The organism is Pseudomonas sp. GW822-FHT03F04, assembly GCF_058801405.1.
In genome coordinates this window covers 106,503-127,869 of the sequence record NZ_JBXANF010000015.1, presented here as the reverse complement: position 1 = coordinate 127,869, position 21,367 = coordinate 106,503, and the positions used below count along the sequence as shown (strand labels likewise).

General features: G+C 61.6%; 19 protein-coding genes. 14 read left to right on the top strand and 5 right to left on the bottom strand.

From position 1 onward, the window contains the following. The first annotated feature begins 3 nt into the window (after nucleotides 1–3). From AC1RMX_RS28215 to AC1RMX_RS28180, 8 genes are all read left to right on the top strand, one after another. Complete coding sequence (locus AC1RMX_RS28215; RefSeq protein ID WP_493073755.1) at nucleotides 4–1,248, top strand: MFS transporter; 1,245 nt, start codon at nucleotides 4–6, stop codon at nucleotides 1,246–1,248. Nucleotides 1,249–1,262: 14 nt separating this feature from the next. Continuing rightward, a complete protein-coding gene (locus AC1RMX_RS28210) occupies nucleotides 1,263–2,447 on the top strand; it encodes an aminotransferase class V-fold PLP-dependent enzyme (RefSeq protein WP_493073754.1) in 1,185 nt (394 codons plus the stop codon). A gap of 84 nt (nucleotides 2,448–2,531) precedes the next feature. Next, on the top strand, nucleotides 2,532–3,047 hold the full coding sequence (locus AC1RMX_RS28205; RefSeq protein ID WP_096820691.1) for a sigma-70 family RNA polymerase sigma factor: 516 nt from the start codon (nucleotides 2,532–2,534) through the stop codon (nucleotides 3,045–3,047). Then, entirely contained in the window at nucleotides 3,048–4,025 is a 978-nt protein-coding gene (locus AC1RMX_RS28200) for a FecR domain-containing protein (protein ID WP_096820690.1), read from the top strand. Between the two features lie 93 nt (nucleotides 4,026–4,118). Continuing rightward, nucleotides 4,119–6,536, top strand: a complete 2,418-nt coding sequence (locus AC1RMX_RS28195; RefSeq protein ID WP_493073753.1) for a TonB-dependent siderophore receptor — start codon at nucleotides 4,119–4,121, stop codon at nucleotides 6,534–6,536. 64 nt (nucleotides 6,537–6,600) lie between these two features. Next, nucleotides 6,601–7,788, top strand: a complete 1,188-nt coding sequence (locus tag AC1RMX_RS28190) for an ABC transporter substrate-binding protein (protein WP_493073751.1) — start codon at nucleotides 6,601–6,603, stop codon at nucleotides 7,786–7,788. Further along, nucleotides 7,785–8,846: a FecCD family ABC transporter permease gene (locus AC1RMX_RS28185; protein ID WP_096820687.1), complete on the top strand. Its 1,062-nt coding sequence runs from the start codon at nucleotides 7,785–7,787 to the stop codon at nucleotides 8,844–8,846. Before AC1RMX_RS28190 ends, AC1RMX_RS28185 begins: the two co-directional genes overlap by 4 nt. Then, nucleotides 8,840–9,595 carry an ABC transporter ATP-binding protein gene (locus tag AC1RMX_RS28180; RefSeq protein ID WP_493073750.1) on the top strand — a complete coding sequence of 252 codons (756 nt, stop codon included), beginning with the start codon at nucleotides 8,840–8,842 and terminating at the stop codon, nucleotides 9,593–9,595. The genes AC1RMX_RS28185 and AC1RMX_RS28180 overlap by 7 nt, the downstream gene beginning before the upstream one ends. 134 nt (nucleotides 9,596–9,729) lie before the next feature. On the opposite strand, the gene AC1RMX_RS28175 is transcribed toward AC1RMX_RS28180, so the two are convergent. Both AC1RMX_RS28175 and AC1RMX_RS28170 read right to left on the bottom strand, forming a co-directional pair. After that, nucleotides 9,730–10,116 carry a DUF5376 family protein gene (locus AC1RMX_RS28175; RefSeq protein ID WP_096820685.1) on the bottom strand — a complete coding sequence of 129 codons (387 nt, stop codon included), beginning with the start codon at nucleotides 10,114–10,116 and terminating at the stop codon, nucleotides 9,730–9,732. Between the two features lie 59 nt (nucleotides 10,117–10,175). Next, nucleotides 10,176–12,302 (bottom strand): TonB-dependent receptor family protein, encoded by a 2,127-nt coding sequence (locus AC1RMX_RS28170; RefSeq protein ID WP_493073749.1) that lies wholly within the window; start codon nucleotides 12,300–12,302, stop codon nucleotides 10,176–10,178. A gap of 144 nt (nucleotides 12,303–12,446) precedes the next feature. Here AC1RMX_RS28170 and AC1RMX_RS28165 point away from each other — a divergent pair, with 144 nt between their 5' ends. Beyond that, nucleotides 12,447–12,767, top strand: coding sequence for a hypothetical protein (locus tag AC1RMX_RS28165; protein WP_102622474.1), 321 nt, complete (start codon nucleotides 12,447–12,449; stop codon nucleotides 12,765–12,767). A 73-nt stretch (nucleotides 12,768–12,840) separates the two neighbouring features. Here AC1RMX_RS28165 and AC1RMX_RS28160 read toward each other — a convergent pair whose 3' ends face one another. The 3 genes from AC1RMX_RS28160 to AC1RMX_RS28150 form a co-directional block, all read right to left on the bottom strand. Further along, nucleotides 12,841–13,467, bottom strand: a complete 627-nt coding sequence (locus AC1RMX_RS28160; protein ID WP_493073748.1) for a DUF3885 domain-containing protein — start codon at nucleotides 13,465–13,467, stop codon at nucleotides 12,841–12,843. Nucleotides 13,468–13,513: 46 nt separating this feature from the next. Then, on the bottom strand, nucleotides 13,514–13,786 hold the full coding sequence (locus AC1RMX_RS28155; protein WP_096820682.1) for a DUF4189 domain-containing protein: 273 nt from the start codon (nucleotides 13,784–13,786) through the stop codon (nucleotides 13,514–13,516). Nucleotides 13,787–13,850: 64 nt separating this feature from the next. After that, entirely contained in the window at nucleotides 13,851–14,621 is a 771-nt protein-coding gene (locus AC1RMX_RS28150) for an AraC family transcriptional regulator (RefSeq protein ID WP_096820681.1), read from the bottom strand. 224 nt (nucleotides 14,622–14,845) lie between these two features. Between AC1RMX_RS28150 and AC1RMX_RS28145 the strand changes: the two genes are divergently transcribed. From AC1RMX_RS28145 to AC1RMX_RS28125, 5 genes are all read left to right on the top strand, one after another. Then, entirely contained in the window at nucleotides 14,846–16,477 is a 1,632-nt protein-coding gene (locus AC1RMX_RS28145) for an APC family permease (protein WP_493073747.1), read from the top strand. A 22-nt stretch (nucleotides 16,478–16,499) separates the two neighbouring features. Beyond that, nucleotides 16,500–17,426 carry a 4-hydroxyproline epimerase gene (locus AC1RMX_RS28140; protein ID WP_096820679.1) on the top strand — a complete coding sequence of 309 codons (927 nt, stop codon included), beginning with the start codon at nucleotides 16,500–16,502 and terminating at the stop codon, nucleotides 17,424–17,426. A gap of 55 nt (nucleotides 17,427–17,481) precedes the next feature. After that, entirely contained in the window at nucleotides 17,482–18,429 is a 948-nt protein-coding gene (locus AC1RMX_RS28135; RefSeq protein WP_493073745.1) for a dihydrodipicolinate synthase family protein, read from the top strand. A 68-nt stretch (nucleotides 18,430–18,497) separates the two neighbouring features. Beyond that, entirely contained in the window at nucleotides 18,498–20,075 is a 1,578-nt protein-coding gene (locus AC1RMX_RS28130) for an aldehyde dehydrogenase (NADP(+)) (protein WP_493073744.1), read from the top strand. A 4-nt stretch (nucleotides 20,076–20,079) separates the two neighbouring features. After that, nucleotides 20,080–21,342 (top strand): NAD(P)/FAD-dependent oxidoreductase, encoded by a 1,263-nt coding sequence (locus AC1RMX_RS28125; protein ID WP_493073742.1) that lies wholly within the window; start codon nucleotides 20,080–20,082, stop codon nucleotides 21,340–21,342. Nucleotides 21,343–21,367: the final 25 nt, after the last annotated feature.

The following is a 21,367-nucleotide window of genomic DNA, read 5'->3' as shown; positions in this document are numbered from 1 at the left end:
CTCATGACCCATGCAGGTGCCATCGCGGGTTCGCGCGTAAGAGTCCTGATTTATCTTCTGTTCGCGATCCAGCTCATTTCGATGGGCGCGATGGAAATGAGCGGGCCGTTCTGGCCTGTCCACCTGCGTGGTCTGACGTCTTCGGACTCGCTCTTCAGCTTCGCCAGCATCGCTGTGTACGTCGGGCCGATGCTGGGCATTATTCTGACCAGTGCATTCTGGGGCCGTATCGGCGACCGCTACGGCCACAAGTTGATGATGATCCGCGCCCTCGCCGGCCTGTCATTGACCCAGCTCGGGCTGGCCCTGTGCAGTGACATCTGGGTGATCCTGATCCTGCGCTTCCTGCAAGGCGCCTTCGCCGGCTACATCGCCCCGGCCCAGGCGTATGGCGTGAGTATCGAGGCCCCTTCACGCCGGGCGCGGCTGTTCGCGATCCTGCAGATTTCCACCAACGTCGGCTCGTTGCTCGGTGCGGTGGTCGGCGGCCTGATCCTCGATTACGCGACGTTCTTCTGGATCAACATGATCGCGGCGGTGCTGTGCGCCATCTGCACCGTGGTCGCGGCCGTGACATTGCCGGACGTGCCGCCAGTGAAGAAAGCACCGGTTGCCGATAAAGAAGCTCCGGTCAGCCACAACACCAGCGTCTGGCAAGGCACGCCCCTGCTGTCGCTGCTGGGCGTCATGGGCATTTTGCTGCTGGCGCGGATGCTGCCGCAGACGTCTTTTTCGCTGTATGTCAGCTCGGTGTTCGAGGTCAGCAATTCGGTGGTCGGGCTTTGTTATGGCTTGTTGGCGCTGGGTTTCATTCTGTCGGCAACCGCGTGGTCGCGTTACTTCGAACACCGTACCCAACAGGACACCTTGCAACGCATCACTTATGTCGTCCTCGGCTGCATTGCGCTGACAGCACTGGCCGGCGTCACCCGCAACCCGATCGTATTCGTCGGCGCTTACTTCATCTGGGGCGTATTGCTGGGCGCCACGACGCCGGTACTGATGGCGCTGATCTCCAAAACCGCCGACAGCTCACGCCAGGGCTATGTGCTGGGCATTGCCCAGAGCACCGCACAGTTTGCGTCCATCGCTGGCATCTCGGCCGGTGGGCTGCTCAGCCAGGTCTACGGTTTGCAGTACACCTACCTGTTTGTCTGCCTCGCCTACATCCTCGCGCTGATTCCCATCGTTGCTTTGCGCTACCGGCCCATGGTCATGCAACCGAGCCAGATCCCGCCGGGCGACTGATCAAGGAGTTTGCTTTGAACATTGAACAACTGCGCGCCGACACCCCGGGTGTCGAGCAACTCATTCACTTCAACAATGCCGGCGCAGCGCTGATGCCCGATCCGGTGATCGAGGTGATGACCCGTCATCTGAAACTTGAAGCCCGGATCGGCGGATACGAAGCCGCCGGGCAACAATCCGTTGAAGTGGAAAATGTCTATGAAGACATCGGCCAACTGATCAACGCCCGTCCCGAAGAAATCGCGGTCATCGAAAACGCGACCCGCGCCTGGGACATGGCCTTCTATTCATTGCCGCTGCGGCCCGGCGATGTGGTGCTGACGTCGACCACCGAATACGCCGGCAACTACATTCCCTATTTGCAACTCAAGCAGCAGCGCAGGATCGAGATCAGGGTCATTCCCAACGATGAACAGGGCCAGGTGTCATTGCCGGCGCTGCGGGACATGCTCGGCGATGACCGGGTTGCGTTGGTGTCGCTGCCGGTGATCGCCACGAATGGCGGCCCGGTGCAGCCCATCGAGCAGATCGGCGCCCTCGCCCGCGCGGCCGGGGTTCTGTTTCTGCTGGATGCCTGTCAGGGCGTCGGGCAGATGCCGATCGATGTGCAGAAAATCGGCTGTCATATGCTCGCTGCCACCAGCCGCAAATACCTTCGCGGCCCTCGGGGCATGGGGTTTCTCTACGTCGAAAAGACCTTGTGCGAAAGCCTCGAACCGGCCTTTCTCGACCTGCACGCGGCCTCATTGCTGACCCCGGACACCTTCAGGATTCGTGGTGATGCCAGGCGTTTCGAAAACTGGGAATGCAACGTTGCCGCGAAACTGGGCATGGGTGCGGCGGCCCGGTATGCCCTGATGCAAGGCATCGAGCCGATGTGGCAGCGCATTCAAGGATTGTCAGCTCACCTGCGCAATCGCCTGAACGACGTACCCGGCGTCACGCCGCAGGATCGGGGCGCGGTCAAGTCAGGCATCGTCACGTTCACCTGCAAGGACGCCAGCGCGGCGCAAGTCCAGGCATGGCTGGCGGGGCAGGAAAAACGCATCAACGTCACCACCTCGACCTTCCGCTCGACCCTGCTCGACATGCAGCAACGGGACCTGCTGGAAGTCAGCCGCGCATCCCTGCACGCCTACAACACCGAGGCCGAAATCGATGCCATGGTGGACGCGTTGATGAGAATGCCCCGCACCTGAAAACGGATGCTGATTCGCGCTTGCGTCGCGGGCTCTTTGTACACTAGCATTGGGAATACTTCTCAATTGCAAAACACTGCAGCCATGAGCGAAACCCTTCCCGCGAACAACGACAACCACCTGCGCGTGATCGAAGCGCTGTACAGCGGTCATCACGGCTGGCTGTACAACACGCTGAAGAAAAAACTGGGGAACGCCATGGATGCGGCGGATCTGGCGCAGGATACCTTCACCCGGATCCTCGCCTCCCAGGTCACGACCATCGAGCAGCCCCGGGCATACCTGAGTTGCGTGGCGAAGGGCATCCTCATCAACTGGTATCAGCGCAAGGCACTGGAACGCGCCTACCTTGATGCCCTCGCGCATTTGCCTGCGCCGGAAGTGCCCTCACCCGAGTTGCGTTTCGTGGTGCTGGAAACCCTGCACGAAATCGACGCAATGCTCGACACCCTGCCGCCGCTGGTCAAACGCGCATTCCTGCTGTCGCAGATCGGCGGTTTGAAATACGCCGACATCGCCGAGCAGCTGGACGTCTCGCTGATCACCGTCAAGCGCTACATGAAACAGGCTTTCGTGCAGTGCCTGATGCTGGTGGAATGAATGCTCACGCGTCGCAGTGAACCGCCGCTCGATCCGAAGATCCTCGAAGAAGCCGCCGAGTGGCTGATGCGTCTGAGCGAAAACGACCTCAGCGAGACCGAGCGCGCGGAATGGGAATACTGGAAAGTCAGCAGCCCCGAACGCAATCGGGCCTGGTCCCGTGCGCAGTTGCTGCAAAGCAAGTTTGGCGGCCTGCCACCGTCGCTGGCGATGTCGGCGCTGGATCGCCCGAGCAACCCGGAACGCCGCGCAGCCCTCGGCAAACTGGCCTTGCTGTTGGCGGCGGTGCCGGCCGGTTGGGGCAGCTGGAAACTGGCGCAATCGCAACAATGGTCCGCCGATTACCACACCGCCGTGGGCCAGCGCCGCGAACTGACCCTGGCCGATGGCTCGCAAATCACCCTGAACACCGACACGGCCATCGACGTCTTGTTCGACACCCGTCAGCGGCTGATCAATCTGCGCGAAGGCGAAATCCTGGTGCAGACCGCGCCGGACAACGCCGCGCAGCCTCGGCCCTTTCTGGTCAGCACCCGGCAGGGCCGGATGCAGGCGCTGGGCACGCGATTCACCGTTCGTGAATGGCAGCCGCGCACCCAACTCGCGGTCCTCGAAGGCGCCGTCCAGGTCGAATTGGCCGACAGCCCTCAGCGCACGCCGATCATCGTCAACGCCGGGCAGCGTACCGACTTTTCATCGCAGGCTTTTGGCTCACTGAACCCGACCGACCGCAACGTCGGCGCCTGGACCCAGGGCATGCTGATGGCCGACAAGATGCGCCTGGCGGATTTCGTCGTCGAACTGGCGCGTTATCGCCGGGGTTTCGTGCGCTGCGACCCGGCCATTGCCGACTTGCGCATTTCCGGGGCCTTTCCCATCAGCGATACCCAACGTTCGCTGAACATGCTGGCGCAGACCTATCCCGTGCACGTCTCCGGGCACTTGAGCGGCTACTGGGTGACGCTCTCACCCGCCTGAGCAAAAAAATCACCTCACAGGTGATACTTTTTTTGCTCTCGGCTGGCAATGAAAGGAACAACCATTCCACCTCGTCCATAGGGTCACTCCTTCATGCTCGTTGCACGACCCTTGCCTCCGGATCGTCTGCTACTAAAGCCCGTTCTACGCAGTGTGTTGCTCAGCGTCGTGCTGGGCCTGGCCGGTGGCACGTTCGCTCTGGCCGCCGGACCGACGCAACTGGACGCGGTCACCGTTCGAGCCTACAACATCGCGCCTGGGCCGCTTGGCGTAACCCTGTCGAGTTTTGCCGTGGACGCCGGGATTGCCCTGTCGTTTCAGCCTTCGATCACTGAAGGCCTTGTCAGCCCGGGATTGTCCGGCAGCTACTCGGTACAGGAAGCGGTAACCCGCCTGCTGGAGGGCAGCGGCCTGGAAATGGTCGCCCGCAGCGACGGCACCTGGACGCTGGTGGTACGCCGGGTCACGTTGTCGGACACCACAATCGAAGGCACCGACAGGCGCGGCGACAGCTTGCCATCGGTGCTCCCGGGCGGTCAGGTCGCTCGCGGTGGACGCCTCGGCATGTTGGGCAACCGCGACGCGATGGACACCCCGTTCAGCGTCAGCAGCTACACCTCGACGTTGATCAAGGATCAACAGGCAGTCACGGTCGGCGACTTGCTGGAGCGTGACTCTTCGGTGCGTTCCACGGGTCAGGCCGGAGGGATTGTCGACTCGTTCTTCATCCGTGGCTTTCCCGTCGGCGAAGGCAACCTCGGTGAACTGGCGTTCGACGGCGTGTACGGCGTGGCCTCCAACTACCGGGTGTTCACCGAATACGCCGAGCGCATCGAACTGGTCAAAGGCCCCGGCGCCCTGCTCTACGGCATGTCACCCAACAGCGGTGTTGGCGGCGTGATCAACGTGGTGCCCAAGCGTTCGCTGGACGAAGACCTGACCCGCTTTACCACCAGTTACGCCTTGAATACCCAGGTCGGCGGTCACGTCGATGTCAGTCGGCGCTTTGGCGAAGAACGCCGGTTCGGGGTGCGAATCAATGGCAGCGTCCAGCAAGGTGAAACGGCCATCGACAAACAATCGCGGGAAGTCGGCATCGGCGCGATTTCCCTCGACTATCAGGGCGACCGCCTGCGCACCACACTGGATCTGATCAACCAGAAAGAGAGCTTCGACGCCGCGTCCCGACCGTTTCTGATCGCCCCCGGCGTGGAGATTCCTTCAGCAGCCAACGGGCGCACCAGCGTCAGCCAGGAATGGGGCTGGTCGGAAACCCGCGATAAATCGGCGTTATTGGGTGGCGAATACGACCTCAACGACAACCTGACGCTGTTCGCCCATGCTGGCGGAGGCCGATCGGATGTCGCGCGCATGTCCGACCAGACACCGACCATCATCAACGAAGCGGGCGACACCTCGTCGATCCCCGGCTATTACAAATTCGAAGTCCAGCGCTACACCGTCGACGCGGGTGCACGCCTGCGTTTCGACACCGGGCCGATCAGTCACAGCGCTGCCCTGCAAGTCACCCGTTACCGCGATAACTTGTCCCGAGGCATCATTTCCGGGCCGGCGATCCTGTCGAACATCTACCACCCGATCGACCGCCCGAAACCCGCGATCGCCAAACCGGATACGCCAAAGGTCTCCGAAAGCGAACTCTCGGGCGTGGCCCTCGCCGACACCCTGTCGATGCTCGACGAACGCCTTCAAGTCACCCTCGGCGTGCGTCAGCAAAACATCAAATCGGATAACTACAACGCGGCCGGCTTCGTCACCACACATTACGACAAGAGCAAATCCACGCCGCTGTTCGGGGTCGTCGTCAAGCCCTGGGACCATGTCGCGTTCTACTACAACTACGTCGAAGGCCTGAGCAAGGGTGACATCGCGCCGTCCGCCGCCTCCAACGCGGGCGAGATCTTTTCCCCTTATGTGTCCCGGCAGCAGGAAGTCGGGGTCAAGCTCGATTACGGCCGTTTCATGTCCACCATCGCCCTGTTTCAACTTGAAAAGCCCAGCGGCGAATTGGCATCCGGGGTGTTCGCGGTCAATGGCGAACAACGCAACCGTGGCGTCGAACTGAACATGGCCGGCGAGATCGCATCAGGCACGCGCCTGCTCGGTGGCGTGACGCTGCTCGACGGCGAACTGACCCGCACCGGCGTCGCCGCCAACCGTGGCAACAAACCGGTTGGCGTTCCCGAAGTGCAAGCCAACCTCTGGGCCGAGTGGGACGTCCCGCAAGTCGAAGGCCTGACGTTGACCAGCGGCGCCATTTACACCGGCAGCCAATACGTCGATCAAGCCAATACCCAACAACTGGACGCCTGGACCCGCTTCGATGTCGGCGCCCGCTACGCCACGCGCATCGCCGAACGACCGACCACTTTCCGGGCCACCGTGCAGAACATGTTCGACCGAGAATATTGGTCAGGCGTCGCCTCTTACGGCGCGTTCTCTCAAGGCGCACCTCGGACCCTGTTGCTCTCGGCCACTGTCGATTTCTGAAACGTCCGGCCCGGTGCGGCGCCTGGCGTCGTGGTCCGATCCGGCTTTTGCAAAGGCATACACCATGGTTAACGTTTTTCGCCGCCGCCAGACCTTCGCCGCCCTGCTGTTCGCCGGGCTGCTGGGCCTGTCCTTGTCTTCCTTGATGCCGAGCAGCGCGCAGGCTGCCGAGCCGGATCCGGCCCTGGGCAGCGTGACTGATTTGCAGGGCCGCACAGTCAAGGTTCACTTGCCGGTCCGGCGGGTCATTCTGGGTGAAGGTCGGCAGTTGTATCTGGTGGCCGCGCTGGATACGCAGAACCCCATCGAACGCATCGTCGGCTGGCGCAAGGACCTGATCCAGTCGGACCCGGACACTTATAACGCCTACCTGCGCAAATTCCCCGACATTGCCAAGATCCCGACCTTCGGCGGTTTCGAGAGCGGCACCTTCGACATCGAACAGGCGATTTCCCAGAAGCCTGACGTGATCATCCTCAACATCGAAGCCCAACACGCGACCGAGGATGCACGCTACATCGAGAAACTCGACGCCCTGGGCATCCCGGTGGTGTACGTCGACTTTCGCAACAACCCCATGCAAAACACCGAGCCGACCATGCGCCTGTTCGGCAAGTTGTTCGGCAAGGAACAACGCGCGGAGGCCTTCATCGATTTTCGTAACCAGCAGATCCATCGCGTCACCGACGTCATCGAAAAGCGCCACCCTGCCCGTCCCAGCGTGTTCATCGAGCGCATAGGCGGCTACACCGATGACTGCTGCCTGAGTTTCGGCAACGAGAACTTCGGTCTTTTCGTCGACATGGCCGGCGGTAACAACATCGCCCGTCGGATCATTCCGAGCACCTTCGGGCAACTGAATCCTGAGCAAGTGATCGTCGCCAACCCCGACCATGTTGTGGTCACCAGTGCCGACTGGGAAGCCTTTGCGCCGGGCGGTCACTGGGTCGGCGTCGGCCCGGGCGCGGACCTGGCCGAAGCCCGGCGCAAACTGGCCTGGTACACCCAGCGCCCGGCCTATGCCGGCATCAAGGCGCAGAACACTCAAGCCTTTCATGCGATCTGGCACCAGTTCTACAACAGCCCTTACCAGTTCGTGGCCATTCAGCAATTGGCCAAGTGGTTCCACCCGGAACTGTTCGCCGATCTTGATCCGGATGCCGCGTTTCGCGAATTGCATGAGCGGTTTCTGCCAGTGCCTTACGAACCGGGCTATTTCGTCAGTCTGCAAAAAACCGAGGCCAAACCATGAGTTCGCTGGGCGAAGCACCGATTGTGCAGAGTGTCACTTACCGTCGACTGGTGCTGCGTAAACGGCTGATTCTGCTTGGGCTGTCCGTGCTGCTGATCTTCAGCGTGCTGCTCGACCTGGCGCTCGGCCCGGCCCGTTACAGCCTCAGCGAAGTGCTTGGCGCGCTGATTTCACCGGATACCGCATCGGCACAAGTGCGCGTGGTGATGTGGGACATCCGTCTGCCGGTGGCGTTGATGGCGGTCGCTGTCGGCGCGGCGCTGTCGCTGGCCGGTGCGCAGATGCAGACCATCCTCAACAACCCGCTCGCCAGCCCCTTCACCCTCGGCATTTCTGCGGCGGCCGGTTTCGGTGCGGCCCTCGGGCTGGCCTTCGGCGTGGCGCTGTTTCCGCTGGCGGCGCAATACATGGTGCCGCTCAACGCGTTCATCATGGCGATGCTCTCGGCACTGCTGATCCACTTCATGAGCATGCGTCGCGGGGTGACGGCCGAGACCATCGTGCTGCTCGGCATCGCCCTGGTGTTTACCTTCAATGCGCTGCTGGCGCTGGTGCAGTTCTTCGCTACCGAACAAGCCGTGGCGGCCGTGGTGTTCTGGACCATGGGCAGCCTGACCAAAGCCACGTGGCCGAAACTCGGGGTGATCTGCGTGGTGATCCTCATCACTCTGCCGATCTTCGCCAAACGCGCGTGGGCGATGACGGCTCTGCGTCTGGGCGATGACAAGGCCGCCAGCTTCGGCATCAACGTGCGCAGCCTGCGTTTTCAGACGCTGATCATGGTCAGCCTGCTCGCGTCGTTTCCGGTGGCGTTCGTCGGCACGATCGGTTTTATCGGGCTGGTCGGGCCGCACATTGCGCGGATGCTGATTGGCGAGGATCAGCGGTTTTTCCTGCCGGCCTCGTTGCTGACCGGTGCGCTGATCCTGTCCGCCAGTTCGGTGGTCAGCAAGACGCTGATTCCGGGAGCGATATTCCCCATCGGCGTGGTCACGTCACTGATCGGCGTGCCGTTCTTCATTTCTCTGATTCTCAACGGAAAGAAAAACTCATGGTGAAGATCCGGCTCGACAACCTCGGCGCCCGCTATGGGCAGCGCGAGATCATTTCCGGTGTCAGCACCGCGACGTTTACCGGCGGCCAGGTCGTGGCGGTGGTCGGGCCCAATGCGGCGGGCAAATCGACGTTGTTCAAACGCATGGCCGGGCTGATCGATGGCCCGGGCGAAGTGATTCTCGAAGGCTCGAAAAAAGGCACTCAAGGCATCAGCTACATGCCCCAAGGCCTGAATGCCAGCGCGCGGTTGACGGTGTACGAATCGGTGCTGCTGGCGCGTAAGCAACTGACGCCCAACTGGTCGGTTCACGACGATGAGTTGCAACTGGTGGACGAGATTCTCAATGCGCTCGGGATCACCGAGCTGTCGTTCCGCAACCTCGGCGAACTGAGCGGCGGCCAGCAACAGTTGGTGTCAATCGCCCAGACCCTGGTGCGCGAGCCGGAAGTCCTGTTGATGGACGAACCCACCAGCGCACTCGACATGCACCGGCAGGTTCAGGTGCTGAACTTCATGAAAGCCCTGGCGCGCCGGCGCGAAGTGATCGTGTTCATCGCCATTCACGACCTGAATCAGGCGCTGCGCTTTGCCGATCAGGTGCTGGTGATTGCCGGCGGCACGGTCCATGGCAGCGGGCCGAGCCATGAAGTCATCACCGAGCCGATGCTGCGCACGGTTTACAAGGTCGAGGCACGAATCGAGCAATGCAGCCGCGGGCAGCACCATATTCTGATCGACGATATTGTTTGAGGGTTACCCCGTCAGACTGCAAAGGCAGGGATGCCGAAAGCTATTGGGTGTCGGGTAAAAACGTCAGGCAAGCGAAACCGGTCTTGGTACGCCATTGCTGGATGGCTGAACACTCTCCCGATCGCCGGCCAGGCTCAAATTTCCAGCTCTCGTGTCACCTCTTTATCGGGTGGCAACACAATAAAATCCCGCCATGCCATCAAGGCTTTTTCAAAGGATTCCAGACTGAGAAATTCACAATAATCGTCTTCCATCAGGAAATAGATCTTTACGGAGTCCTTTGAAAACTCTGATCCCCAATCTTCACGACCCCAGCTATCGAATTCGACCTTTGACTCCTTCACCGATTTGATCCGCGCCAGACCCACGTCTATCCACTCCAGCGAGTGTATATGCCCGCAGCCCCCATCATCGGTCAGGATGCAAGACAAAGGGCTCGCACCATCGTCCTTCATGACGTTTGAACTACAGTGCGGAAACAAGTCGTCGAACGCTTCTTCCCAGGAGAATCGCAATTTCATTTTTGGTTCCATGCACCAGAGATAACTGATCGATAGGGTTTGACACTCAAGCACCAGCCTCAGAGCAAGCTCCACGACACCCCGACATACATCGCCATGCCCTCGCCCGGCGTTGAGCGTGCGGCATCCAGTCCTTTATCGTCATAGCCCGGCGTAACTGTAGCGGCGTAGTGCTTGTCGGTCAGGTTGCGCATGTCCAGCCAGGTCTGCCAGTCGCCCTTGGGCGCGTTGTAACCGAGGGTCGCGCCGAAGGTGGCGTAAGGGTCGGCGTAGTAGCTGTTGGCGTAATCCACCGCGACTTTCGACACCAGTTGCGTGTTGACGGCGGCGAAGAAGCCCTGCGGGAAGTCGTAGCGCAATTCGCCCTGGTAGTAATGCATCGGCAAGCCCGGCAAGCGGTTGCCGCCGAAGCGATCGTCGTCGCGGTAATGGAAATCGCTGAAGGTGTAGGCCTGACGCAGGCTCAGCTTGCCGCCGTCGTTCGCTGACCACAGATTGCTGTTGAGGCTCGCCTCCACACCTTGATGCACCGTAGGACTGGCATTGAGTTCATAAGGCGTGGTGGCGTTGGCGTCCGGCAATACCGAGAGCAATTCGTGGCGCACCTGGGCGTAGTACCACGCCAGGCTCCATTCGCCGAGTGCGCTGTCGCCACGGCCGCCGAGTTCCAGGGTGGTCGCGGTCTGGTTCTGCAGTTTGACCGGATCACGCTGGGTACCGGTGGCGGCGCCGCTGCCGGCCGGGAACCGTACGTTGGAGCTGTAGATCAGCGACCACGGATGCGGCGCTTCGACCGAGCGGCTGAGGTTGCCGAACAGTTGCAGGTCCGGCGTCACCTGATAGCGCAGACCCAGGCGTGGCGCGTAGTCCCAGTCACCGAGGCTGGTCTTGCCGCCACCCTCCGGATAGGTCACGGCACTTTCGCGGCGGGTGTAGATCGCGGCGAGGCCGGTGGTCAGCCACAGGTCGTCGGCGATTTCCAGGTCGTTGCCCACATGCAGAACAGAATCCGAACCCTGATAAGTGAAGTTGCGCATGTGCGTACCCGGCGCATAGCCGGCGGTGTTGCCGGTGGGAATCCGCACCAGCTCGCTCGCACCGTCGTTAGGCAAATGTTTGGTCACCCGCAGGCCGACCGTACTGCGGCTTTCGAGGCCCCAGAGGGTGTCGCGGCGCTTGTAGTCGAATGTGCCGCTGACATCGGTGTACGCCACTTTCAGACGGTTCGGGCCTTCACGCAGGTCCATCGGGTAGTCGTGATAAACCAGACCGGTCTGGATGCTCGAATCGTCGTCGATGTAATACGTGGTCTTGTTGCCGATGAAGGTGCTGCCGGGTTGATCGCGGCTGTCGTTGCGCGTCACGTAGGCCGGGTTGGCCGCCCGTGGATCGTGCTCGATGGCGTGTTTGGTCACCCGCCCGGCGAGGTCGTTGTCGGTCTCGCGGTGACGAATGTAGAAGCGGGTTTCCAGATTCGGATTGAAGCGATAACCAAAGTTGGCAATCACGCCCTGGCTCTTGCTCGCGGTGTGATCCTGATAACCGTCGGAGTGTGCATCGGTCATCGACAGGTAGTAATCGAAGTCGCCCAGCACCTGTCCCGAGCTGACTTGCCGCTGGGCATAACCGTGGCTGCCCATGACGTAGCGCACATTCAACCGAGGCGCGTCGTAGCCGGTGTGGCTGACGTAATCGACTGCACCACCCAGTGCCAGGGCCCCACGATCGAAACCGTTGGCACCGCGCAGCACTTCCACATGGTCGAGCCACAGCGGTTCCAGCAATTCATAGGGTGTGCCACCGGGGCCGGTCAGCGGCAGACCGTCGAGCATCGTGTACAGCCCCGACGCGTGAGCACCAGGAGCCCGATTGATGCCCGAACCACGAATCGAGATTTTCACCCCCTCGTTGCCCGCCGACTGGGCATACACCCCCGGCTGATACGCCAGCACATCCTGATTGCTCGCCACCCGCCCCTGCATCGGGCGGCGCATATCGACCACGTTGGTGCCACCGGGCACCTGTGCCAACCGGGCCTTGGCCTCCTCCAGCGAAAGGTCTTCGCCGCTCTGATCCTCAGCCCCGATCAGCACCTGCCCCAACTCCATGCTCTGAGACTCAGCTTCCACCGGACAAGCAAGGGCCAGCCCCAGCAATGCAGCGGGCAGTGTTTTGAGCGAGGGCATCGAGAGAACTCCAGACAGACAGAAACGGGCAGTGAGAACTGCGACGTATGAATGAACGAAGTAAACACATGGTGATTTTGTTTTTTGTCAGGTAAACAGGCGGCTGAAATGCTGGATTGTGATTTGAACGAGGGAGATGCAGGGATGGCCGAAGCAGTATTGAAGACGAAACTGGTCAATTTTCTGGCCCCCAGCGGACTCTGGGTTGGCGGGAAGGTGACGGTGACCCACTCCACGATTTTCATGAACGCCAATGCCATGAACCGTATGGTTCAGGACGGGGTTCTGGATATTGAAATCCCCATGGCATCGATTCGAAAGGTCAGCCTGGAATGGGGGTTCATGACCAAGATTGTGTGTCTGGAAACCGACTACGGCTACTTTTACTTCCGTTGTTTCGGGGCGAAAGAGATGGTGTCAATGATTACCAAAATGTACGTGTCGCGGGCCTTGCAACGCACCTAGTGAACGGGACTTGATTCAAATGCCCTTGAGCCCTCGGACCTCTCTGATCGGCATCAAGGGCTCGGGGCCAATCTCAGGCAGCGCCCGCGAAGTCAGCGTCCATCGCGGGCCGGTCGTAATCGAGGAGATACGCTTGATGCCGGTGATACAGCTTTGAAAGCAGATCCTTGTTGGGCCCGACCACGTCCATTCCTCGGTCGTCGTAAGGGAAAACCATCACTTCGGCCTTCAAATTGAACAGGTAGACCGCGCAGCGTGGATTCGGCGCAATGGCGCCAAAGTCCGTGGCCAGTGCGCACCAGAGCAATGCTTGAAGCGACCTTGCGGGCGCCTCGAATGCGAGGTTGATCCAGTACTCGGGGTCGCTTTCGCAGAACCAGTCATCCGGATCAGTGCGTTCACTCCAGATCGAGCGTTCTGCAGGTATCTCGATGCCAGCCGACCGAAGGGCCTGAAGCAACGCTCGATGGGCAAATCGCTGACCGCCGGAGTGAAAGCGCAGACAGGTCACCAGCGTGGACTCGCCACTGAAAATGTCGGTGCAGATCTCGGTCGATTTTCGCAAGGCCAACAGGAACTGTTCGATCATCCCTCCCGTTTCGGAGAGTTCGAAACGCAGTCCTCCCGGGCAGGAATAAAACAGCGGTCTTGCGAAGGCCTGCTCGGAAAAAATCCGCTCGATTTCAAGATGAAGATTCACTGAAGTCCTTTCCGGTCAATATGGCTCGGGCGGCTATCGCGCCTTATCAATTCTTGCACTTGGACACCACCACCTGGCAGGTACCAGGCGTGCCGCCGGAGCGGCCGGCGTAGCGCATGCAGTTATCCATGGATTTTTTCTGTGCCTGGCCCAGGGTCGATCCCCAGGCCAGGCCACCCTCGCCCATCGTCGGCACCGCTTTGGCATAGCAGCGATCACCGGTAGTCGCGTAGTGAGCCTTGCTTGAGCAGGACGCTGTGAGCGTCAACAGGATCGCGCACAGGCCATACGAGCATCGGCGTACCCAGATTTCGCTCATCTCGTTTCACCTGCAGCAAAGGGGGCTGACGTGTTCAGTCTAGCCGCGATGACTCGCAAGCCTCTCATTGTTCCGTCGCCTGTCGATACTGACGCGGCGTGAATCCGGTCGAGGCCTTGAATTGTCGGGTAAAAGCGCTGTGATCGGTATAGCCGCATTGCAGTGCAACCTCGGTGATCGGCATGTCGGTGTGAAGCAAGCGATGGGCATGTTCCAGTCGTACTTTCTGGATCATCTGCCGTGGCGTCAGGTGGAACACCCGTTTGCAGTAGCGCTCCAGCTGCGCCACCGAGATACCGGCGATCCGGGTCAGTTCACCCAGCGTCACCCGGCGATTGAAATGCGCGCGGATGTGTTCGTCGACAGCGGCCAGACGCTCGAAGGCCGGGTGGGTTTCGCTGGCCGATTGCAGGTCCACCGAAATCCCCGCCAGGCCGATGATCGCGCCGTCGCGGTTGTACAGCGGTCGTTTATGGGTCAGGCACCAGCCCGGTTCGCGACTGCCGTACAGGTGCAATTCCAGCTGATCCTCCAGCACCCACCCTTCTTCCAGCACCCGACGATCCTGCTCGGTGTAGCCCGGCCCCAGTTGCGCCGGGAACACCTGCGCACTGGTTTTACCGAGCAACGGTTTCAGGTCTTTCAACCCGCATCGCTGCACCAGCGTGCGGTTGGCCATGACATAACGCGCCTCGACATCCTTGATGAAAATCGCTGCATTCGGAATCACATCCAGCATCGGCAACAACGCAGCCACGCCCGCCACCAAGGCTTCGAGGGTCTGGGGGCGATTGCGCTCATCACCCTCGCACAGGATCGCAAATGCGTTCTGCATCGTCAGTTTTTCCTTCGCGGATGGATCGGCTGTACGGCGTTCGCGTGCAGATTGCAGCAACGTCCGCAGCCTGTCGAGGCCTGCTGTCGTTCAGTGCAATTGTGCTGATTTCGTCATCCAGACCTGCGCAAAACATCAATCGCCCGACGCCTGATGAGTTCACTGTTTAGCCGTTCCAGTGACTTCACACCTGCCTATCCAATAACTCACAAGAAGGCGATGCCATGTCAGGCCAAGGCAAGTTCAAAAAACAACTTTCATTGATCGACCTCACCTTTATCGGGCTCGGGGCGATCTTCGGTTCGGGCTGGTTATTCGCGGCCAGTCACGTCTCCGCGATTGCCGGGCCGGCCGGGATTTTTTCCTGGCTGCTGGGCGGTTTCGCCGTGTTGCTGCTGGGCATCGTCTATTGCGAACTGGGCGCGGCGCTGCCCCGGGCTGGCGGTGTGGTGCGCTACCCGGTCTACAGCCACGGGCCGCTGCTGGGTTACCTGATGGGCTTTATCACGCTGATCGCGTTTTCCAGCCTGGTGGCAATCGAGGTGGTTGCCTCTCGCCAATATGCGGCGGCGTGGTTTCCCGGCCTGACCAAGACCGGCAGCGGTGATCCGACGGTGCTGGGCTGGCTGGTGCAGTTCGGCCTGCTCTGCGTGTTCTTCCTGCTCAACTACCGCAGTGTGAAAACCTTCGCCAAGGCCAACAATCTGGTGAGCGTGTTCAAGTTCATCGTGCCGCTGCTGGTGATCGGCGTGCTGTTCACCTTCTTCAAACCCGAAAACTTCCAGGTTCAAGGCTTCGCCCCCTTCGGGCTCTCGGGCATCGAGATGGCCGTTTCCGCCGGCGGCGTCATCTTCGCCTACCTCGGCCTGACCCCGATCATCTCGGTGGCCAGTGAAGTGAAAAACCCACAGCGCACCATCCCGATTGCGCTGATTCTTTCCGTGCTGCTGTCCACCGCGATCTACGTGTTGCTGCAAACGGCTTTCCTCGGCGGCATCCCTACCGAATTGCTCGCCAATGGCTGGGCCGGGGTTTCCAAGGAATTTGCCCTGCCGTATCGCGACATCGCCCTGGCGCTCGGTGTGGGCTGGCTGGCCTATCTGGTGGTGGCCGACGCGGTGATCTCGCCCAGCGGCTGCGGCAACATCTACATGAACGCCACGCCACGAGTGATCTACGGCTGGGCGCAGACCGGCACCTTCTTCAAAATCTTCACCCGCATCGATGAGAAGTCCGGCATCCCGCGTCCGGCGCTGTGGCTGACGTTTGCCCTGTCGGTGTTCTGGACCCTGCCGTTCCCGTCCTGGGAAGCGCTGATCAACGTAGTGTCCGCCGCACTGGTATTGAGCTACGCCGTGGCCCCGGTCACCGTCGCCGCACTGCGTCGCAATGCACCCGACATGCCGCGCCCGTTCCGGGTCAAGTGCATGGGCCTGCTCGGGCCGGTGTCGTTCATCATCGCCGCGCTGATCGTCTACTGGTCAGGTTGGGACACCGTGTCCTGGCTGCTCGGTCTGCAGATCCTGATGTTTGTCGTGTACCTGCTGTGTGGTCGTTTCGTGCCGACCCAGCATCTGAGCCTCGCCCATCAAGTGCGTACATCCGCGTGGCTGATCGCCTTCTACGCCGTGACCATCGTCCTGTCGAAACTCGGCACCTTCGGTGGTCTGGGCATCCTCGCCCACCCTTTCGACACGCTGGTCGTCGCCGCTTTCGCCACCGGCATTTATTACTGGGGCGCCGCCACTGGCGTACCGGCGCATCTGCTGCGTCTGGAGTCCGAAGAGGATGAAAGCGAAGTCACTTCGGCGTCGCCGGCCTCCGCTTCCAACCCGCGCGCTGCCGGCGCTTATTGAAATCATTTGAAGGGACACGTCCATGAAACGAGTACACGTCATTGATTCGCACACCGGCGGCGAACCCACGCGTCTGGTGATGAAGGGTTTCCCCGATCTGCCCGGCAACACCATGGCGGAAAAGCGCGATGCCCTGCGCAGCCAGCACGACCGCTGGCGCCGGGCCTGCCTGCTGGAACCGCGCGGTAACGATGTGCTGGTGGGCGCGCTGTATTGCGAACCGGTGTCGCCGGACGCCACCTGCGGCGTAATCTTCTTCAACAACGCCGGCTATCTGGGCATGTGCGGCCACGGCACCATCGGCCTGGTCGCCTCCTTGCAGCACCTGGGGCTGATCGCGCCGGGCGTGCACAAGATCGACACGCCGGTCGGTCCGGTCAGCGCGACGTTGCATGAAGACGGCGCCGTGACCCTGGGCAACGTGCCGGCTTATCGATTGCGCAAACAAGTGGCGGTTGAGGTGCCGGGCTACGGCCGTTTCCTCGGCGATATCGCCTATGGCGGCAACTGGTTTTTCCTAGTGTCGGAGCACGGACAGACGCTGACGATGGACAACGTCGAAACCCTGACCGACTTCACCTGGAAAATGCTCAAGGCCCTCGAGGACCAGGGCATTCATGGCGAGGACGGTGCTGCCATCGACCACATCGAACTGTTCGCCGATGACGACCACGCCGACAGCCGCAACTTCGTCATGTGCCCCGGCAAAGCCTACGACCGTTCACCGTGCGGCACCGGCACCAGCGCCAAACTCGCTTGCCTGGCCGTCGACGAAAAACTGGCGCCCGGCGAGCGCTGGGTACAGGCAAGCATCACCGGCAGCCAGTTCGAAGGTCGCTTCGAATGGGCAGGTGAACGCGTGCGCCCGTTCATCACCGGCCGCGCCTACATGACCGCCGACAGCACGCTGCTGATCGACGAAGAAGATCCGTTCGCGTGGGGCATCTGAGCCGCTGCGCTGCTTTTCCAATCCAATCCGAATGACCGTTCTAAGGAGAACAATAATGAGCGACAACATCTTCACCGGCTGCATGCCCGCCCTGATGACCCCGTGCACCGCCGCACGCAAACCGGATTTCGACGCCTTGGTGGCCAAGGGACGTGAACTGATCGATACCGGGATGAGCGCCGTGGTCTATTGCGGTTCCATGGGTGACTGGCCGCTGCTCACCGAGGCCGAGCGCCAGGAAGGCGTGGCACGCCTGGTGGCCGCCGGGATTCCGACCATTGTCGGTACGGGCGCCATCAACACCCGTGAAGCAGTCTCCCATGCTGCCCATGCCGCAAAAGTCGGTGCTCAGGGTTTGATGGTGATTCCGCGGGTGCTGTCCCGTGGCGCTTCGCTCGCCGCGCAAAAAGCCCACTTTGCAGCGATTCTGCAGGCCGCGCCGAACTTGCCGTCGGTGATCTACAACAGCCCTTACTACGGCTTCGCGACCCGCGCCGACCTGTTCTTCGAACTGCGCCGCGAATACCCGAACCTGATCGGCTTCAAGGAATTCGGCGGTGCCGCCGACCTGCGCTACGCCGCCGAGCACATCACCTCCAAGGACGATGACGTGACGCTGATGGTGGGTGTCGACACTCAGGTCGTGCACGGTTTCGTCAACTGCAACGCCACCGGTGCAATCACCGGCATCGGCAACGCCCTGCCTCGCGAAGTGCTACAACTGGTGGCGCTGAGCAAACAGGCGGCCAAGGGTGACGCCAAGGCACGACGTCAGGCCCGGGAGCTGGAATCGGCGCTGGCGGTGCTGTCGTCCTTCGACGAAGGCACGGATCTGGTGCTGTATTACAAACACCTGATGGTGCTCAACGGCGACAAGGAATACACCCTGCATTTCAACGAGACCGATGCCCTGAGCGACTCGCAGCGTCGCTACGCGGAAGCCCAGTACGCGCTGTTCCGTCACTGGTACGAAAACTGGTCGACGGAACAGAAATTCGCCTGACCGGCCGCTTCGCTTCAGCCCGCCGCCCACATCCGCGGCGGGCCTTCATTCTTTTCCAGGAACCTGCCATGTCTCTTACGGGCAAACTGCTGATCGGTCAGCAAACTATCTCGGGTGATCGCGAGATCATTCAGGGAATCAACCCGGCCAACGACTCGCCGCTGGAACCCGCTTACTCCGGCGGCTCTGCCGAGCACGTCGAACAAGCCTGCGCACTCGCCTGGGCCGCGTTCGACCGCTATCGCGAGACAGCGCTGGACGCACGCGCCGAATTCATCGAAACCATCGCCAACGAAATCGAAGCCCTCGGCGATGAGTTGATTGAACGCGCCATGGCCGAAACCGGCCTGCCGCGCCCTCGCCTGTTGGGCGAACGCGGGCGTACCTGCCAGCAATTGCGGCTGTTCGCTCGCACTGTACGAGCCGGCGAATGGCTGGATGTGCGCATCGACAGCGCCCAACCACAGCGTCAGCCGATGCCGCGTTCGGATCTGCGTCAGCGCCAGATTGCGCTGGGGCCGGTGGCGGTGTTCGGCGCGAGCAATTTCCCCCTCGCGTTCTCCGTCGCTGGCGGCGATACCGCTTCGGCACTGGCCGCCGGCTGCCCGGTGATCGTCAAGGCCCACGGCGCTCACCCCGGCACCAGCGAACTGGTCGGCCGCGCCGTGGCTCGGGCCGTCAAGGCGTGCGGTTTGCCTGAGGGCGTGTTCTCGTTGTTGTACGGTTCCGGGCGCGAGGTCGGCATTGCGCTGGTCAGCGATCCACGCATCAAAGCGGTGGGGTTCACCGGTTCGCGCAGTGGGGGCCTCGCGCTGATCAAAGCGGCTCAGGCTCGCCCCGAACCGATTCCGGTGTATGCGGAAATGAGTTCGATCAACCCGGTGCTGCTGTTTCCCGCCGCGCTACACAATCGCCCGCAAGCGCTGGCCGAAGGATTTGTCGCCTCGCTCACGTTGGGCGCCGGACAGTTCTGCACCAATCCCGGCCTGGTCATCGCCCTCAAGGGGCCGGCGCTGGACACCTTCATTGGCGCCGCCGCCGAACTCATCCAGCGCAGCCCGGCACAGACCATGCTCACGCCCGGCATTTTCAATGCTTACGAGTGCAGCGTGAATGCACTGGCGGAAAATCCGCGCGCACGTCTTGCAGTGGTCGGCCAGAGAGGAACAGGTCCGAACCAGGGTCAGGCCCATGTCTTCGTCACCGATGCTGCGGATTTTCTTGCCGATCACGCACTGCAAGCCGAAGCGTTTGGCGCGGCGTCTCTGGTCGTGCAATGCGCTGGCCACGATGAGGTCCGTCAGGTGCTCGAACAGCTGGAAGGTCAACTGACCGCCACGCTGCATCTGAATGACGAGGATCTGGATCAGGCCCGCTCATTGCTGCCGACACTGGAACGCAAGGCCGGACGCTTGCTGGTCAACGGCTGGCCGACCGGTGTGGAAGTGTGCGATGCGATGGTGCATGGCGGACCGTTCCCGGCCACGTCCGACCCGCGCACCACGTCGGTCGGCACGGCAGCGATCCTGCGATTCCTGCGCCCGGTCTGCTATCAGGACTTCCCCGACGCCTTGCTGCCCTCCGCACTCAAACAGGCCAATCCACTGGCACTGCGACGCCTGCTCGATGGCCAGAGGGAAGCCTGAAACCATGCCGAACATCACCCATGACATCGCCGTGGTCGGCGCCGGCATCATCGGCGTTGCCTGCGCCCTGCGTCTGGCGCGACAGGGTTTGCAGGTGGTCGTGATCGACCCGCAGGAACCCGGCCACGGCGCATCGTTCGGTAACGCCGGACACCTGGCGACCGAGCAGGTTTTTCCGATTGCCGATCTGTCGATCCTCAAGCGCTTGCCGGCCATGCTCATGGACCCGATGGGGCCGCTGCGCCTGGACTGGAAATACCTGCCCTGCGCCCTGCCCTGGTTCACTCGACTGTTGCTGAACCTGCGGTCGGCGCCGTTCCAGCGCACCGTGGCGGGTCTGCGAGCACTCAATGAAAGCTCGCTGGAGGCCTGGCACCGGTTGCTCGGTGACATCCAGCGGCCCGACCTGCTGAAAGTGGAAGGTTCGCTGCTGGTGTTCGAACGTCCCGACTCGCGCCCGGCCATTGAAGCGTTGCAGGCACGCTTGCGTCAGCAACAGGTGCCGGTCGATTTATGGCAGGCGGCTGCGGTGCGTGACAGCGCACCGCAACTGAGCGAACACCTTCAGGGCGGGCTGTTTTTCCCGAGCACCGGGCACTTCATCGACCCGTACCGAGTGGTGTGTGAACTGGTCAGCGCCGCGAAGGCCAGCGGCGTGCAGTTTGTGAAGCAACGGGTCGAGGGCGGGCAACTGGATGCACAGGGCGTTTCGCTCAATACCGGAACCGGCAACTTGAACGCCCGTCGAGTACTGATCGCCTGCGGTGCTCACTCGGCCAGGCTGACGACAGCGCTGACGGGCAAGAAAGTGCCGCTGGACACCGAGCGCGGTTATCACCTGATGTTGCCTCAGGAACACAACCGGCTGCCCTTCCCCGTTACGTCACTGGAACGCAAGTTCATCATGACGCCGATGTCCGAAGGCTTGCGCCTGGCGGGCACCGTCGAATTCGCCGGGCTTGAAGCGCCGCCGACCATGGCACGCGCCTGGCAATTGCATCGGTTGAGCAAGGGATTGTTCCGTGAGGCGTTGAGTGCCGAGGCGGCCACACCGTGGATGGGGTTCAGGCCTTCGCTGCCGGACTCGCTGCCGATCATCGATCAGACAGACGACGGCAAGGTACTGCTCGCTTTCGGTCATCAGCATCTGGGGTTGACCCAGGCGGCGGTGACGGCGGAGCTCGTGTTGCGGATGGTTTCGCCGCTGGCAGCGACTCGGGGTGAGGAACTGCCGAGTGTCGAGCCTTACAGGCTGGATCGTTTCTGAAAACGCGAAAGGCCTGCTTTTGAGG